The 16152-nt window shown below is 70.0% G+C and carries 14 protein-coding genes; 6 read left to right on the top strand and 8 right to left on the bottom strand.

The window, feature by feature from the left end; genetic code table 11:
• Positions 1 to 9: 9 nt before the first annotated feature.
• The 4 genes from M9914_05025 to M9914_05010 all read right to left on the bottom strand — a co-directional run bounded on the left by M9914_05025 (position 10) and on the right by M9914_05010 (position 4683).
• Positions 10 to 969 carry an aminotransferase class IV gene (locus tag M9914_05025; GenBank protein ID MCO5173536.1) on the bottom strand — a complete coding sequence of 320 codons (960 nt, stop codon included), beginning with the start codon at positions 967 to 969 and terminating at the stop codon, positions 10 to 12.
• 106 nt (positions 970 to 1075) lie between these two features.
• Entirely contained in the window at positions 1076 to 1897 is an 822-nt protein-coding gene (locus tag M9914_05020; protein MCO5173535.1) for an ABC transporter permease, read from the bottom strand.
• On the bottom strand, positions 1897 to 2949 hold the full coding sequence (locus M9914_05015; GenBank protein ID MCO5173534.1) for an ABC transporter permease: 1053 nt from the start codon (positions 2947 to 2949) through the stop codon (positions 1897 to 1899). Before M9914_05015 ends, M9914_05020 begins: the two co-directional genes overlap by 1 nt.
• A 165-nt stretch (positions 2950 to 3114) precedes the next feature.
• Positions 3115 to 4683 carry an ABC transporter substrate-binding protein gene (locus M9914_05010; GenBank protein ID MCO5173533.1) on the bottom strand — a complete coding sequence of 523 codons (1569 nt, stop codon included), beginning with the start codon at positions 4681 to 4683 and terminating at the stop codon, positions 3115 to 3117.
• A gap of 195 nt (positions 4684 to 4878) precedes the next feature.
• On the opposite strand from M9914_05010, the gene M9914_05005 reads away from it, so the two are divergent.
• Positions 4879 to 6651 (top strand): aminopeptidase P family N-terminal domain-containing protein, encoded by a 1773-nt coding sequence (locus M9914_05005; GenBank protein ID MCO5173532.1) that lies wholly within the window; start codon positions 4879 to 4881, stop codon positions 6649 to 6651.
• Positions 6652 to 6655: 4 nt separating this feature from the next.
• On the opposite strand, the gene M9914_05000 is transcribed toward M9914_05005, so the two are convergent.
• Positions 6656 to 7090: a hypothetical protein gene (locus M9914_05000; protein MCO5173531.1), complete on the bottom strand. Its 435-nt coding sequence runs from the start codon at positions 7088 to 7090 to the stop codon at positions 6656 to 6658.
• A gap of 355 nt (positions 7091 to 7445) precedes the next feature.
• On the opposite strand from M9914_05000, the gene M9914_04995 reads away from it, so the two are divergent.
• On the top strand, positions 7446 to 8066 hold the full coding sequence (locus tag M9914_04995) for a Fic family protein (protein ID MCO5173530.1): 621 nt from the start codon (positions 7446 to 7448) through the stop codon (positions 8064 to 8066).
• 123 nt (positions 8067 to 8189) lie between these two features.
• On the opposite strand, the gene M9914_04990 is transcribed toward M9914_04995, so the two are convergent.
• A complete protein-coding gene (locus M9914_04990; protein MCO5173529.1) occupies positions 8190 to 9470 on the bottom strand; it encodes an FAD-dependent oxidoreductase in 1281 nt (426 codons plus the stop codon).
• Positions 9467 to 10495: a proline racemase family protein gene (locus M9914_04985; protein ID MCO5173528.1), complete on the bottom strand. Its 1029-nt coding sequence runs from the start codon at positions 10493 to 10495 to the stop codon at positions 9467 to 9469. The genes M9914_04990 and M9914_04985 overlap by 4 nt, the downstream gene beginning before the upstream one ends.
• 47 nt (positions 10496 to 10542) lie before the next feature.
• On the opposite strand from M9914_04985, the gene M9914_04980 reads away from it, so the two are divergent.
• Complete coding sequence (locus M9914_04980) at positions 10543 to 11859, top strand: alpha/beta hydrolase (protein MCO5173527.1); 1317 nt, start codon at positions 10543 to 10545, stop codon at positions 11857 to 11859.
• A gap of 4 nt (positions 11860 to 11863) precedes the next feature.
• On the opposite strand, the gene M9914_04975 is transcribed toward M9914_04980, so the two are convergent.
• Positions 11864 to 12871: a proline racemase family protein gene (locus tag M9914_04975; protein MCO5173526.1), complete on the bottom strand. Its 1008-nt coding sequence runs from the start codon at positions 12869 to 12871 to the stop codon at positions 11864 to 11866.
• A 105-nt stretch (positions 12872 to 12976) separates the two neighbouring features.
• Here M9914_04975 and M9914_04970 point away from each other — a divergent pair, with 105 nt between their 5' ends.
• The 3 genes from M9914_04970 to M9914_04960 are packed head-to-tail and all read left to right on the top strand — an operon-like array spanning position 12977 to position 16108.
• Entirely contained in the window at positions 12977 to 13654 is a 678-nt protein-coding gene (locus tag M9914_04970) for a GntR family transcriptional regulator (GenBank protein MCO5173525.1), read from the top strand.
• A complete protein-coding gene (locus M9914_04965; protein ID MCO5173524.1) occupies positions 13644 to 14555 on the top strand; it encodes a dihydrodipicolinate synthase family protein in 912 nt (303 codons plus the stop codon). Before M9914_04970 ends, M9914_04965 begins: the two co-directional genes overlap by 11 nt.
• Complete coding sequence (locus tag M9914_04960; GenBank protein ID MCO5173523.1) at positions 14552 to 16108, top strand: aldehyde dehydrogenase (NADP(+)); 1557 nt, start codon at positions 14552 to 14554, stop codon at positions 16106 to 16108. Before M9914_04965 ends, M9914_04960 begins: the two co-directional genes overlap by 4 nt.
• Positions 16109 to 16152 lie beyond the last annotated feature (44 nt).

The following is a 16152-nucleotide window of genomic DNA, read 5'->3' as shown; positions in this document are numbered from 1 at the left end:
CGCGCGAGCTCAGCTCTCAGCGCTCCCGACAGCCTGTCGCTCCCGCACGTAGCGTGCCTTCTCGGCGACGTAGAGCTCCGTCAACCTGGTCGTGACGGGCCCCGGGATCCCGCTCCCGATGCCCCGCCCATCCACCACGGCCACGGGCGTGAGCCCGCCGAAGGTGCCCGTCACGAAGGCCTCGTCCGCGCCGTACACGTCCGTGAGGGAGAAGTCCCGCTCGTGGACGGGGATGCCGTTCTCCTTGCAGAGCCTGATGACGGTGCCGCGCGTGATGCCGTTCATGCAGTACTGGCCCGTCGAGGTCCAGACCTCGCCCCCGCGCACGCAGAAGAAGTTGGTGGCGTTGCAGGTGCTCACGGCGCCGTGCGGGTCGAGCATGAGGGCCTCGTCGGCGCCCGCCAGGAGCGCCTGGTGCAGCGCGATGACCTCGTGAAGCTTGCTATGGCAGTTGAGCTTGGGGTCGAGAACGTCCGGCGACGGGCGCCTGACGCTCGACGTGAACAGCTTGACGCCCGTGGCACGCACGTCCGGGTTGCTCGACTTGTACTCTGCGATGATCACGATGGTCGGTCCGGCGACCACGAAGCGCGGGTCCTGCGAGGGCGTGCGCTTGCTGCCGCGCGTGACCATGAGCCGCACGTGCACGCCGTCCTTCATGCCGTTCGCGTCGAGGACCTTCCACAGCTCGGCCGTGAGCTGCTCGGGGGTCAAGCCGATGTCGAGCGCGATGGCCTTGGCTCCCTCGTACAACCGCCTGAGGTGCTGCTCGAGGAACAGGAGCACGCCGCCCTGGAGCCGCAGGCCCTCCCAGACGCCGTCGCCGACGAGGAAACCGCTATCGAAGACGGACACCTTGGCCTCGGCGCGCGGCGCCAGCTCGCCGTTCACGTAGATGAGCACGTCCTTGTTGCGGTCGTCGGGCAGGGCGTCGTGGGTGCCCCAGCTGGAGCTACTCGCGGTGGTCATGGTGTTCCTCTCCTGAAGGTGTGAGAACGAAGCGGTGGCGGTGCGGCGCCTTCGAGAGCGGCGGCGGCGCGGCGCGGTCGGGCGAGATGCGAGTCGCGGCCAAGCCCTACGTCCTCAGCTGCGGATCGAAGTGGTCGCGGATCGCGTCCCCCAGCATGTTGAAGCCGAGAACGGCCAGGTAGATGGCGAAACCGGGGGCGATGGAGAGCCACGGCGCCGTGAGGAACTGGCTGTAACCGGCCTTGATCATGAGCCCCCACTCGGGCGTCGGCGGTTGCGCCCCAAGGCCGAGGAAGCCGAGGGACGCGATCGCGAGCACCGTGCGGCCGATGGCCAAGGTGACCTGCACGATGAGGGGAGAGAGGGCGTTGGGAAGCAGGTGCTTGACGGCCACGCGGAACTTCGACGAGCCGAGCGCCTCCGCAGCTTGCACGAACTCCAGGTCGCGCAGGCCGATGATCGCGGAACGCATGACGCGGTAGTAACCGGGGATGCCCATGATGGAGATGGCGACCAGCGCGTTCGTCAGGTTCGCGCCGAGCGCGGCGACTATCGCGATGGCCAGCAGGATGCCGGGGAACGCCAGCAGGATGTCGACGAACCAGGAGAGCGTGAGGTCGAGCCAACCGCGCATGATCGCGGCGAGCACCCCCAGCGCCGTGCCGAGCAGCGCCGAGAACCCCACGACGAGCAGCGACACGCTGAGGCTCACGCGGCCGCCGTGCCACACGCGCGTGAGCACGTCCCGACCGAGCTCGTCCGTGCCGAGGACGTGCTCGGCGCTGGGCGGCTTGAGGCGCTTGGCGAGGTTCCTGTCGGTGCCGGCGTTGTACGGCCTGAGCACGGGCGCGAGGAGCGTGACCACGGTGAAGAAGAGGACGATCGCCAGGCCGATGACGCCGGAGCGGTTCCTGAGGAAGCGCCGCATCAGTACCTGATCCTCGGGTCGATAAGGACGTAAGAGAGGTCGACGAGCATGTTGAGCACGATGAACACGGCCGCCACGAACAGGACGCCGCCCTGGATGACGGGGTAGTCGCGCTGCGTGATGGCGTTGAATATCCAGCTCCCGACGCCAGGCCAGTTGAAGATGGCCTCGATCAGGATGGCGCCGGAGAGCAACGAGCCGAACGATAGGCCCATGACGGTGATGACAGGCACCAGCGCGTTGCGGAACGCATGCTTCATGACTACGACCAGTGGGGGCACGCCCTTGGAGGCCGCCGTGCGCACGTAGTCGCGCCGCAGCACGTCGAGCATCGACGACCGCGTCATGCGCATGATCAGCGCCATGGCGTGCGTGCCGAGCGCGAACGCCGGCAGCACCAGATGGTGCAGCGAATCGAGGAACATCTTGTACTGGCCGCGCAGCAGCGTGTCGAGCACGAACAGGCCCGTCACCGGTTGGAGCGTGCTCGTGACGTTCAAGCGCCCGGCGGGCGGGAACCAACCGAGCTGAACGGAGAAGAGATAGATGAGGACGATCGCGGTCCAGAACACGGGGAACGACACGCCCGACACGGCGATGAACAGCATGCCCGTGTCTACCCACGTGCCGCGCCGGAGCGCGGCGACGACCCCAAGGACGATCCCGAGCGTGCTACCGATCAGGATCGAGAAGAGCGCGAGCTCCATGGTGGCGGGGAACCGGACCTTGAGGCTGTCCGTGACCGGCGCGCGCGTCATGAACGACTTGCCGAGGTTGCCCGTCAGGAGCTCGCCCATGTACTTGAAGTACTGGCTGTCGAAGAGCTGGCCGAACCTGCCGCTACTGCGGTAGCCCTCGACGTCGAAGAACACGGGCTTGTTGAGCCCCAGCTCCTCGGCGAGCTGGCGTTGCGACTCGACCGTGCCCTTGTCGCCGAGGATGGCGACGGCCGGGTTGCTCGGCACGATCCGGTTGATGGCGAACACCAAGAACGTGACCCCGAGAAGAACGGGGATGATGCCGAGCACGCGCCGGATCAGGTATGTCGTCACTGGTCAGGTTCCCCTAGCGTTGGGTGGCTTGGTTCGAGCGACCGCACGCAGCGCGGCTGCGTCCGAGTGGCCGCACGCGCCGGTGAGAGCGCGTGCGACCGTATGCGATAGCCGGGTGCGAAGAGCGGGCCCGCGTCGGAGGCCCGGCCCTGCTCCCGCGATCCGCTACTGGGCCTTGCTCGTGCCCGTCAGCACCGGGAAGGCGCCGAGGGGGTTCAGGACGAGGCCCGTCACGCCCTTGCGCACGACGAAGAACTGCGACTGGTGCGCGAGCGGAAGCATCGGCATGGCCTCGTGGGCCGCGGTCACGACCTGCGCGTAGAGCGCGGCGCGTTCGGCCTGGCCGGGGACCTGCCTGGCTTCCTGGGTGAGCGCGACGACCTCGGGAGCGTTCCAGCCGAAGCGGCGCACGGCCTGCGGACCGTAGAACGTGTAGATGAACGTGTCCGGGTCCGCGAAGTCGGCGTTCCAGCCGAGCGTGTAGAGCGGGAAGTTGCCCGCCATGTAGTCCGCGAGGAACGCGGCCCAGTCCTCGGTCTTGAGGGCAGCGCGAATGCCGACGTCGGCCAGGTAGGAGGCGATGGCCTCGGCGATGACGGGCTCGAGACCGGAGTTCCGATACCACAATTCAGTATCAAAACCGTTCGGGTAGCCCGCCTCCGTGAGCAGCTCGCGCGCCTTGGCCGGGTCGTAAGGGTAGCCACCTACGCCGTCCGCATGGCCCCACAGGGAGTCCGGGATGATGTCCTCCGCCGCCACCGCCTGGCCGGCGTAGAAGGCATCGACGATGGCGACCCTGTCGACGGCGTAGGCGACAGCCTGACGCACGCGCACGTCATCCATGGGCTTCTGGTTCTGGTGCATGGCCAGGTAGCTCGTGTTCAGACCGCCCTCGCCCTGGACGAGTTCGAGGTTCGGGTCGCTGAGCACGCTGTCCAGGTCGGACGGCGAGATGGCCGCCGCGATGTCGAGCGCACCCGCCTTGAGCTGGGCCAGGCGCGCCGTCGGATCGCTCACGCCTACGAAGACGACCGTCTCGGTGGGCGGTGGGCCGTCACGGTACTCCGTGTTGGCCGTGAGCACCACGCGGCTGCCCTCCTCCCAACGCTCGAAGCGGTACGGGCCCGTGCCGACGGAGCCGACGGACGGCGTGCCGTAGTTCGCGCCGGCCGCCATGACGGCCGTGGGGCTATCGAAGCCGAAGTAGCCACCGGCGAGCAGGGACGGGAGGAACGAGATGGAGCGCGTGAGCTTGAGCGTCACCGTGTACTCGTCGTCCACGACGACCTCGCTGACGGCCGAGCCGTCGCCGAGGAAGCCGCCGAACAGGTTGCGCCAACCCACGTAAGCCTTGCCTTCAGCTCCGAAGTGGTACGGGTTGGCAGCGTCGTTCCAACGGTCGAGGCTGAACTTCACGGCCTCGGCGTTGAACGGGGTGCCGTCGTGGAACTTCACGCCCTGCAGCAGGTGGAACGTCCACTCCGTCGAGTCGTCGTTCGCTTCCCAGCTGCTGGCCAGTCCGGGGACGAGGCCCTCGTTACCCGGGGCCAACTCGACGAGGCGCTCGACGATCTGGCGGGTGACCGCGATGGCGTTGGCGTCGTTCGCGTCACCCGAGTCGATCGTGTTCGGCAGGATGCTCATGCCGACCACGAGGGTCGAGCCGGGCTGTTGTGCGAATGCGCTGCCGAGCAGCCCAAACGCGACCAAGAGGGACAACAGAACTCTTTTCACCGTTGCGCTTCTCCCTTCGAACCTTGCGGTGGAGGCTGCTGAGCGAACTTGCACAGGCATGGCCGGACCCCACTCACGAGAACTGAATGGCCGAAGCGTAGCCTCGGGCATGCTAGATTGTCAACAGTATGAGAAAGCTCTGAAGGCGTACCGGGCATGCGACCCGGCGCCTCCGCGGCGATGATTGGAGCCAGGATGCCGAACGCGACAGCGAGGATCGACCGCTTGAGGAAGAGCATGCGCACCGCCGGGGTCGACGCCTGGCTAGCTACCACCGGCGACGCCCACCTGAGCGAGTACCTCTCGGAACGCTGGCGCACGCGCGCTTACCTCAGCGGCTTCAACGGCTCGGCCGGGCGCTTCGTCGTCACGGCGGACCAGGCCGGGCTGTGGGTCGACCCGCGCTACCACATGCGCGCCGACACCGAGACCGCCGGCACCGCCATCACGGTCTTCAAGGAAGGGAAGCCCGGCACGCCAGAGCTCACGGCCTGGCTCAGCGAGACCCTCCCGTCAGGCAGCGTCGTCGGCTTCGACCCGGAGGCGCTCAGCGCGGAGGCCCTCCGCGAGCTCGAGGCGAGGCTGGCGCCGACCGGGCTGACGACCAAGGCGTGCCAGGGCCTGATCGACGAGGTGTGGACCGACAGGCCGGCCGATCGGCCCATGCCCGTGGTCGACCACCCGCTCGAGTTCGCCGGCGAGGCCGCCACCAGCAAGCTGAGCCGGCTCCGGGCCCGGCTCGCCGAGCTCGGGGCCGCCGGCATGCTCGTCACCGCGCTCGACGAGGTCGCATGGCTCCTCAACCTCCGCGGGAACGACATCCCCATGAACCCCGTGGCGCTGGCTTACTGCATCGTCGGCCCGGACGGCGTCCAACTCTTCGCGCACGAGGACCGGGTGAGCGCCGGCCTGCGCGCCGCGCTGCCCGGCGAGGTCGAGATCCGGCCGTACGCCGCGGTCGCGGCCGGCCTCGGCGAACTGGCCGACGGCACACCGCTGCTCGTCGACCCGGCCAAGACGAACGTGCTCCTGTACGACGCGACGCGCCACCTGCGCCGCGTCGAGGGCCCCAGCCCGTTAGGCGCCATGAAGGCCAGGAAGAACGAGACCGAGCTGCGCTGCGCCCTCCTCGCCCACATGTACGACGGCGCCGCGGTCACGCGGCTCCTGCACTGGCTGAGCACGACCGACCTGAACGCCGAGACCGAGCTCTCCGTCTCCGAGAAGCTCCAGTCCTTCCGCGAGGGCCTGCCGGACTACCGCGGGGCCAGCTTCGACACCATCGTCGGCTTCGGGCCCAACTCGTCCGTCGGCCACTACAAGCTGAACCGCGAGAACCCGCAGCCGCTGGCCCCCGAGTCGCTCCTCCTGATCGATTGCGGCGCGCAGTTCCTGACCGGCACGACCGACACGACGCGCACCGTCGCCCTCGGCGCGCCGACCGCGGAGCACAAGCGCACCTACACCACGGTCCTCAAGAGCCTCATCATGCTCAGCTCCGCGCGCTTCCCCAAGGGCACGACGGGCCAGAAGCTGGACGCGCTGGGCCGCTATCACATCTGGGCGAACGACTGGGAGTGCCGCCACGGCATCGGCCACGGCGTGGGCAGCTACCTCCATGTGCACGAGGGGCCGCAGCGGATCAACAAGACGAACGACGTCGTGTTCGAGGTCGGCCACGTCAACTCCAACGAGCCGGGGGTCTACTTCGAGGGCGTGTTCGGCGTGCGCCTAGAGAACGTTATCGCCGTCGCGCCGGCGGGCACGAGCGTCTTCGGCGAGTTCCTGACGTTCGACACGCTCACGCTGTGCCCCTTCGACCGCGACCTCGTCGACGTGGACCTGCTCACCGACCAGGAGGCCGAATGGCTCGACGCGTACCACCGCAGGGTCCGCGAGACGCTCAGCCCGCACCTGCCCGAGGACGTTCGGGCCTGGTTGGCGGAGCGGACGGCGGCGGTGCGTTAGGCGCCTACTGCTGCTTGCCGACCTGAACCGTCCCGCGCGTCAGGTCGCCGCACTCCGCGCCGGTGCCGACGGGCACGTAGCTGCCGCTGATCGTCTCCTGCGTGCGCGACAGCGTCAGCTTGTACGAGCACCGGCCGGCCACGGCCGGGCTGAGCGTCACCTCGAGCAGGTCGCTGTCCTTGCCCACGAAGAGCTGGCCACTGAGGGCGCCGCCGTCCTGCCGCGTGGCGTCGCTCCCCATGACGCTATGCCACGTGCCCGTGACGGCGAAGTCGACCTGCTGCAGCGTGGTCATGAAGGTGCCGGCACCGCTCGTCTCGTCTGTGAGGCTGCCGCGCCAGGTGCCCGTGTAGTCGAACGAGCCGGCGGTGGACTTCTTCCCGAGGCCGCAGCTCGTCAGGAGCAGCAGGACCGCCAACAGGGCTGCGGCCCTCTTCAAATGGCTTCTGGTGACTGGTCGTCGCATCGCACGGACCTCCACTAGGCGAGGGTAGCACCGGGAGGCGCAGCGTTGATGATGAGTCGGCATGAACCCACCGCACGAGAGAAGGAGCCGGGTCAGGCAGCACGAGGTGAAGAGACGAGGGGCCTCAACACGACCAGGCGGACGATTCGTGCTTGGTCGACGAGATAGAATGGAGAAGTGAAGCCAAAGGAACCTACGATGCGGGCGCAGACCCTAGCTCGCTCGATAGTCGCGAGCGCCAAGATCGAGGGGCAGAGCCTCTCGGCCCAGCAGACGTATCTTGTCGCCGCCGTGATCGATGGTCAGATCGACGCCGAGACAGCGATCCGTGAGTTCCGACCCAGCTCGGCGAGGCGTGTACACAAGTCAAGATAGTCGCTACTGCTATCCGAACAGCGCCACCCTGAAGAACCTGGGAGGGTACCGGGACGCCCGTGAACTGGCCGAGTGGGATGCGCATGTCGTCGCCATCAGATCAGCTGAGGTAGTAAGGCAGCAGCATCCCTTCGACTTCACCTTCGAGTTCGTTTGCCAACTGCATCGGTCGTTGTTCAGGGATGTCTACGAGTGGGCCGGGAAGACCAGGCAGGTGGACATATCCAAGGGCGACACCCGGTTCGCTGTCTGGGGACAGATCGAGAGCGAGGCGCAGCGGCTCTTCGAACGTACCGCCAAGGGGCCGGACGCGGACGAGGCCGACCTCGGTCGCTGGTTCGTTCAGGCTGCGGCACCGTTCCTGATCGAACTGAACGTCATCCATCCGTTCCGGGAAGGTAACGGCAGGACCATGCGACTCTTCGTCGAGCTTTGGGCGAACACGGTTGGGCAGAGCGTCGCCTGGGACAACGTCGGACCCGACGAAGTGATCGAGGCCATGGTCCATGGAGTGACCGCCGACTCCGGTCTCCTGGAATCCGTCCTTGCCCGTTGTCTTCGGCCGGTGGCTTAGCAGACAACTTAAGTTAGGCGACGGTGACGTCGAGGTCTCGTTGAGGCACTCGACGCACGTAAGAGGCACCCCAGCAGCCGCACGAGCTCGAGGCCCGGGGCCGCGCCTGGTATCTGACCTGCCCTAGAACCTCTCCACGCTCATGGCCCCGATAGGCAAAGAGGGCTCCTCCCCCGCCACGACCTCCCCGACCAGCTTCCCCGTGATGGGCGCGAGGCTCAGCCCCATCATCCCGTGGCCGGACGCCACGGTGAGGTTGGGAACGCGCCGCGACCGGCCCAGGTACGGCAGCCCGTCGGGCGACAGGGGCCTGAAGCCGTGCCAGCGCGGCGGCTCGGCCAGCTCGACCTCCGTCAGGCGCGGGAAGTACCTCCGCGCCGCCTCGACGATCCCCCGCACGCGCAGGTCGTTGGCGCCCTCGTCGAAGCCGCCCAGCTCCATGGTGCCGCCGATGCGCAGCCTCTCCCCCATGCGCGTCACGGCCACGCGCGCCTCCGTCAGGATGGACGGCACGCTCAGGCGCTGCGACGGGCTCTCCAACGTCATGGTGTAGCCCTTGCCGGGCTGCATCGGCAGGCTCAGGCCGGCGAGGCGCGCGATGCGCCCCGTCCAGGCGCCGGCGGCCAGGACGACCTCGTCGCCGGTCACCGTCTCGTCGACCCCGCCGGACGGCCGCACCGTCACGCCGCGCACGCCGCGATCGCCGAGCTCGAACCCCACGACCCGTGCGCCGAAGCGGAACTCCACCCCGTCGGCCTGCAGGCGCGCCTGCAGAGCCCGCATGAGCGCACCGGGGTTGAGGTGTGCGTCGTCCGGGAAGTGCACGCCGCCCACCACGTTCAGCTCGATGCCGGGCTCGAGCGCCCTCACCGCGGCGGCGTCGAGCACCTCGGCCCCGCCACCGAGCGCGCGCGCCATCTCGGCCACCTTCGCCTCTTCCTCCAAAGCGTGCTGCGTGGCGCACAGCATGGTGAGGCCCAGCCGCTCGAAGCCGATGCCGCCGCCCAACTCGTCGTCGAGCGCGACGTACTCGTCGCGGCTCGCGAGGTTGAGCGTGAGGAGCAGAGGCGCGCTCGCCCTGACGTGCGCGGCCGTGCCTGCGCGCCAGAAGCGCCAACCCCACGTGAGCAGGTCCGACGACAGGCGTGGGCGCACGTAGAACGGGCTCTTGGGGTCGGCCATCCAGCGCAGTCCCTGCGCCACGACGCCGGGGGCGGCCAGCGGCACGAAGTGGCTTGGCACGATCATGCCGGCGTTGCCGTACGACGCGGGCGCGTGCTCGCCGGACCCGCGGTCCGCGCCCTCGCGCTCGAGGACGGTGACGGCGAAGCCGCGCCGGCGCAGGTGGTAGGCGCTCATCAGGCCGATGACGCCCGCGCCGATGACGAGGACGTGGCGGCTCACGAGATCCCCCAAGCGAACTCGTCGGCCGGGTCGACGATCAGCGTCCCCTCGGCCATGACGTGCGCGCGGCCAGTGATCACGGGGAGGACGCTCGTGCCGGCTGGCGCCCCGTCCTGCCGACCAGCGCCCGCGAAAGCCCCGTCTTCCCGTACCGCGTACCGCCCCTCGAACCGGCTTCCGATGACGCTCTCCTGCACCCACGTCTCCCCCGGAGCCAGGACCCCATCGGCCGCGAGACACGCGAGCTTGGCGCTCGTGCCGGTGCCGCACGGCGAGCGGTCGTAGGCCTTGCCCGGGCAGAGCACGAACGAGCGCGAGTCGGCCCCGGCCTCGCCCGGCACGAACAGCTCGACGTGGTCGACCTCCGCGCCGCCGTCGCCCGTGATGCCCGCCACGGCGAGCGCCTGCTTGACGCGCCAGGCCAGCTCGGTCAGCGCCTCGAGGTCCGAGGTGGCGACGGAGACGCCGAAGCGCTCGACGGGGTCGGTCACGAGGAAGAACCAGTTGCCGCCCCAGGCCACGTCGCCCGTCACGCTCACGCGCGCGCCGCGCCACTCGACGCTCACCCGCGCGCCCGCCAGGCGCCGGTAGGCGGGCACGTTGTGCACGCTCACGCGGCCGTCGGCGTGCAGCTCGGCGGTCACGTTCCCGACGGGGGTCTCGATGAGGTGCCTGCCGGTCCCCAGCCGCCCCAGGTACGCGAGGGTGGCGACGAGCCCGATGGTGCCGTGGCCACACATGCCGAGGTAGCCGACGTTGTTGAAGAAGATCACCCCGGCCGCCGCCGCCGGGTCGTGCGGCCGGCACAGGAGGGCGCCGACGAGCACATCCGAGCCGCGCGGCTCGTTGACCACGGCCGAGCGGAACCGGTCGTGCTCCGTGCGGAACAGCCGCAGGCGCTCCGCCAGCGGCCCGGTGCCGAGCTCGGGACCGCCCTCGACCACGAGCCGCGTGGGTTCGCCGCCCGTGTGCGAGTCGACGAACCGCAGCCGCCGCGTGCCTTCATCCGTTCGCGCTTCCCTCACGCCGCTACCTCCAGCAGCCGCATACGGCCAGTTACCATTCCCTCATAATGCCGACGACCAGCTCCTCTTCCGCCCGCGAGTCTTACACCCTCCCAGGCATGCTCGTCACGAACCGCCGCTTCACCGTGCCGCTCGACCACGCCGACCCCGATGGGGAGCGCCTGAGCGTGTTCGCGCGCGAGCTGGCGCCCAGCGAGCGCGCCGGCGCCGAGCTCCCCTACCTCGTCTTCCTCCAGGGCGGGCCCGGCTCCGCGTCGCCGCGGCCCGAGTCGCGCAGCGGCTGGCTCGACAGGGCGTTGCAGGACCACCGGGTGCTCCTCCTCGACCAGCGTGGCACGGGCATCTCCTCGCCCGTGAGCTACCAGACGGTCGCGGAGCGCGGCACGGCCGAGGAGCAGGCCGCCTACCTCGCCCACTTCCGCGCCGACGCCATCGTGGCGGACGCCGAGCTCATCCGCCGCGAGCTGATCGGCGACGAGCCGTGGACGGTCCTCGGGCAGAGCTTCGGCGGCTTCTGCGCGCTGCGCTACCTCTCCGCGGCGCCAGGCGGCCTGCGCGCCGCGCTCATCACGGGCGGTATCCCGTCCCTCACGCGCCCCGCGGAGGACGTCTACCGCGCCACCTTCCCGCGCGTCGAGGCCAAGAACCGCGCGTTCTTCGCCCGCTACCCGCACGCGCAGCTCACGTGCCGGCGCATCGCCGACCACCTCCTGAAGAACGACGTGAGCCTGCCGAACGGTCAACGGCTCACGGCGCGGCAGTTCCAGCAGCTCGGCCTCGCCTTCGGCGGTGCCGGCGGCTCCGAGGCCGTGATGGACCTCCTCGAGCGCGCCTTCGTGACCGTCGACGGGCGCGACGAGCTCTCCTACCCCTTCCTGCACGGCGTCTTCGGCGCTACGAGCTTCCACACGAACCCCATCTTCACCGTGCTGCACGAGGCGATCTACTGCCAGGGCACCGCCTCGAACTGGGCGGCCGAGCGCGTGCAGGCGGACTTCCCGCAGTTCGACTACGCGCCGGGCAAGGAGTTCCTCTTCACCGGCGAGATGGTCTACCCCTGGATGTGCGACGAGTTCGAGACCCTGCGGCCCCTGAAGGGCGCGGCCGAGCTCCTCGCCGCCAAGTCGGACTGGCCCGCGCTCTACGACCTGGACGTCCTCGCCGAGAACCGCGTGCCCGTGGCCGCGGCGCTCTACTACCACGACATGTACGTCGACCTCGGCCTCGCCATGGAGACGGTCGCGCGCGTGCCCAACGTCGAGACGTGGGTAACGAGCGAGTACGAGCACAACGGCCTGCGCACGGACGGCAAGCGCATCCTCGACAAGCTCTTCGCCATGCTGCCGCACGTGGAGCGGGGTTAGCGCCTCAGCGCACAAGGAAGCCCTCGCCGAGCGCGTCGCCCGGCTCGACCACCCACTGGTTGAAGCCGAGTATGGCGGCGGTGCCGCTCACCTCCGGCACGACGGCGTCGAAGCCGCCGACCCGTCTGCGCGAGACCGCCTTCCCCGCGAAGACCGAACCGATGATGCTCTCGTTGCGCAACTCCTCGCCCATGCCGAGTAGACCCCGGGCGACGAGCTGCGCCACGCGGCCGGACGTGCCCGTGCCCGTTGGCGAGCGGTCGACCTCCCGCTCGGCGAACACGCACACGTTCGCCTGGTGGTTGGCCGCGTCGCGCGGCGGCCCGGCGATGATGGTGCCGTACAGCCTGTTCAGCTCCGGCACCTCGGGGTGCTGGATGGGCACGGCGGCCATGACGGCGCGCTTCACCTGGTCGCCGAGCTCCACGAGCTCGCGCACGTTCTCCGGCACGACCGCCAGGCCGACGGCGGCGCCGTCCAGGTACGCGTAGAACGCGCCTCCGAACGCGATGTCGACGCTCACCTCCCCGAAACCGGGCGTGCTCACTACGGCGTCCCGCAGGTAGAGGAACGACGGCACGTTGAGGAACCGCACGCGTCCGACCCGCCGCCCGTCCCACGCGACGAACGCCTCGATGAAACCGGCGGGGCTGTCGATGCCGACGCGCGTCTCGCCAGGCGTGCGCGGGACGAGCCCCTGCGCCACGACCACGGTGGCCAGGGCGATGATGCCGTGGCCGCACATGTCCGAGTAGCCCTCGTTATGCATGAAGATCACGCCGAGGTCCGCGCCGGGGGTCACCGGCTCGGTGACGTAGCAGCCGTACATGTCGGCGTGCCCACGCGGCTCCCACATGAGCGCGCGCCGCACGTGGTCGAGGTTCTCGCGCACCCAACGGCGCTTCTCGAGGATGGTGACGCCCGGGATGCGCGGCACGCCGCCCGTGACGATCCGCAGCGGCTCGCCGCCCGTGTGGGCGTCGACCGTCGTGTAGGTGGCAGCGAACTCCATGCCTGACCCTCCAGCCTAGACCTCGACGTGACGACGGACTCGCCCCGCTCGACAGCGTCAGGTCGGAGGCCTTGCCTAGAGATTGTATGCAACATACACTATGCCGTGGCAGCTTTTCAACGCCCCCAAACGGTAGCCACCGGCGTCTACCTTCACCTACGCCACGAGCTCCTCTCGGGGACGCTCGCCCCGGGCACCTGGCTCCGCGAGCAGGAGCTGGCCGAAGCCCTCAAGGTCTCCCGCACGCCGGTGCGCGAGGCAGTCAGGCAGCTCGCTCAGGAGGGGCTGGTGGTCATGGAGCCCAACCGCGGCGTGCGCGTGCCCAACCTCAGCCTGGCGGAGGCCGTGCACACGTACGCCGTGCGCGAGCCGCTCGAGGCGATGGCCGCCCAACTGGCGGCCCACAACGCCAAGCCGAGCGACCACGCCGAGCTCGAGGCCGGCCTCGCCGCCATGGCGGCAGTCCCGGCCGACGACTTCGCGGAGCAGTTGCGCACCGACAACGCTTTCCACGGCCTGGTGGCGCGCCTGTCCGCCAACCCCGTACTCGAGGAGACGATCGAACGCCTGAGTCAGCGCGTCATGCGCGTCAAGGTCCTGACGCGCGACGTCAACAGCAGCGCCCTCGCTCACTCGCAGCATGCGGGTATCGTGGCCGCCATCGCGGCTGGCGACGGAGCCGCCGCGGGCAAGGCCATGGCCGAGCACATCCGCACCAACCTGGAGATAGTGAGCGCACGACTCGGCCGCGAGCGGCCGGAAGGAGAAGAGCATGCGAGTTGACTGGGAAGGCGTCATCCCCGCCATCACCACACCGTTCAACGAGGACCTGAGCATCGACCACGCCCTGCAGGCGGAGCACGCCGTGTGGATGGTCGACGCCGGCTGCGTCGGCATCGTGCCCTTCGGGTCCTTGGGTGAGGGGGCCACGCTCACCCACGCGGAGAAGCTCGCGACGATAGAAGGCCTGGTGAGCGCGCTCGACGGCCGCGCGCCCGTCATACCCATGGTCTCCTCGCTCAGCACGGCGGAGGCGGCCCGCTTCACGCGCGACGCACAGGCGGCCGGCGCGAGCGGCTTCATGATCCTCCCCCCGTACGTGTACTCGAGCGACTGGCGCGAGATGAGCGCTCACGTCCGCGCGGTGCTCGGCGCGACCGACCTCCCGTGCATGCTCTACAACAACCCGTTGGCGTACAAGACGGACTTCCTACCGCCGCAGGTCGCGGAGCTCGCCGCGGAGTTCCCCCACGTGCAGGCCATCAAGGAATCGAGCGCCGACCTCAGGCGCGTCACGTGGCTGCGCACGCTCATGCCGGAGAGCTTCAAGGTCCTGATCGGGGTCGACGACCTCGCGCTCGAGGCCGTCTCCGTCGGCGCCGTCGGCTGGATCGCCGGCCTGGTCAACGCCATGCCCGCCGAGTCCGTGCGGCTCTTCGAGCTCGCGCGCGCCGGTCGCCACGCCGAGGCTTTCGAGCTCTACGCCTGGTTCCTGCCGCTGCTGCGCCTCGACATCGGTACGAAGTTCGTCCAGATGATCAAGCTGGCCGTCGAGTACGCCGGCTGGGGCAGCTCGCGCGTCCGCGGCCCCCGCTGCCGGCTCGAGGGTGAGGAGCTCGCCGCCGTCATGCGCGTGATCGAGGAGGGCTTCGCCACTCGGCCCCAGCTCGGGGCGAGGCCGTGAGCGCCTTCGTCGCGCTCGACCCCCGCACGTATCAGGCGCTGCCCGGCGAGTTCGAGACGACCACGGCCGCCGAGCTGGAGCGGCTGGCCACGGCCGCGCGCGCCGCGTTCGGTCCGTACTCCAGGCTGCCCGGCGCCGAGCGCGCCCGCTTCCTGCGCGCGGTCGCCGACGGCCTCGAGGCGGCCGCGGCCCCCATCGCGGCCCGCGCCGTGGCGGAGTCCGGCCTGCCGGAAGGCCGCATCGGCGGCGAGGTCGCCCGCACCTCGAACCAGTTGCGCATGTTCGCGCGGCTCATCGAGACGGACGACTGGCTCGACCCGCGGATAGACGCGGGCGACCCGGAGCGCGCCCCCGCCCCCAAGCCCGACGTGCGCTCCTTCAAGCGCCCTCTCGGTCCGGTCGCGGTGTTCGGGGCAAGCAACTTCCCCCTCGCGTTCTCGGTCGCGGGCGGCGACACGGCCTCGGCTCTGGCGGCGGGCTGCCCCGTCATAGCGAAGGCGCACCCGTCGCACCCGGGCACGTCGCGCCTCGTCGCCGACGTCGTGCTCGCCGCCGCCCGCGCCACCGGCATGCCGGCCGGCGTCTTCGGCCTCGTCCAGGAGCCCGGTCACGAGCTGGGGCAGGCGCTCGTGCTGCGCCCAGAGATCAAGGCCGTCGGCTTCACCGGCTCCCGCGCCGGCGGCGAGGCGCTCATGCGTCTGGCCGCGTCTCGGCCGACGCCGATACCCGTCTACGCGGAGATGGGGAGCGTGAACCCCGTCTTCGTAATGCCGGGAGCGCTCGCGGCTAGGAGCGAGGCCGTCGCCCAGGGGCTGTTCGCGTCGTTCACCTTGGGGGTCGGGCAGTTCTGCACGAACCCTGGTGTCACGCTGGTACCCGTCGGCCAGGACGGCGACCGCTTCGTCGCGCGCCTAGCCGAGGCGACGAACGCGGCCGGCGCCGGCGTGATGCTCAACCGCACCGTGTGCGAGCGCTACGGCCAGGGCCTCGCCGAGTTGGAGGCGGCCGGTGGACGACCGGTGGCGCGCGGCGCCGAGGCGCAGACCACCGCACCGGAGGTGGGCGCGCAGGGCGCCGGGGCGCAGGCCGCGGCCGCGCGCGGCAGTGACCTGGGCGGAGCGGACGCGCAGGGCGCCTACGGCACCCCGACCCTCTGGGAGGCCGACATACGCGCCGCGACCGCCGAACCGGGCCTGCTCGCGGAGGTCTTCGGGCCTAGCACGCTCGTGCTTCGTTACCGCGACTTTGGTGAGCTCCTCGCGTTCGCCGAAGGCCTGGAGGGCCAGTTGACGGCCACGGTGCAGGCCGAGGCGGACGAGCTCGAAGGGTTGGCGCCGCTCATCGACGTCCTCGCAGAGCGCGCGGGCCGCCTCATCCTCAACCAGTACCCGACGGGCGTAGAGGTGGGGCCGGCCATGGTGCACGGCGGACCGTATCCGGCCACTTCTGACGGGCGCAGCACGTCGGTCGGCACGCATGCCATCGACCGCTTCACGCGCCTGGTCGCGTACCAGAACTTCCCGCCCGAGCTGCTGCCCACCGCGTTGCGTTAGGCGGCGGGCCAGCCGCTACCGCGTGGTGTTGGGGACGGACGCGC

The organism is Trueperaceae bacterium (assembly GCA_023954415.1).
Taxonomy (GTDB): domain Bacteria; phylum Deinococcota; class Deinococci; order Deinococcales; family Trueperaceae; genus JAAYYF01.
Note: the sequence above shows the minus strand (reverse complement) of the source record. Positions and strands in the feature narration are given on the sequence as shown.

Bases quoted from the DNA above. Each gene is read 5' to 3' on its own strand.
- M9914_05025 (MCO5173536.1), bottom strand. From the start codon at position 969: ATGACCACCGCGAGTAGCTCCAGCTGGGGCACCCACGACGCCCTGCCC.
- M9914_05020 (MCO5173535.1), bottom strand. From the start codon at position 1,897: ATGCGGCGCTTCCTCAGGAACCGCTCCGGCGTCATCGGCCTGGCGATC.
- M9914_05005 (MCO5173532.1), top strand. From the start codon at position 4,879: ATGCCGAACGCGACAGCGAGGATCGACCGCTTGAGGAAGAGCATGCGC.
- M9914_04980 (MCO5173527.1), top strand. From the start codon at position 10,543: ATGCCGACGACCAGCTCCTCTTCCGCCCGCGAGTCTTACACCCTCCCA.
- M9914_04975 (MCO5173526.1), bottom strand. From the start codon at position 12,871: ATGGAGTTCGCTGCCACCTACACGACGGTCGACGCCCACACGGGCGGC.
- M9914_04965 (MCO5173524.1), top strand. From the start codon at position 13,644: ATGCGAGTTGACTGGGAAGGCGTCATCCCCGCCATCACCACACCGTTC.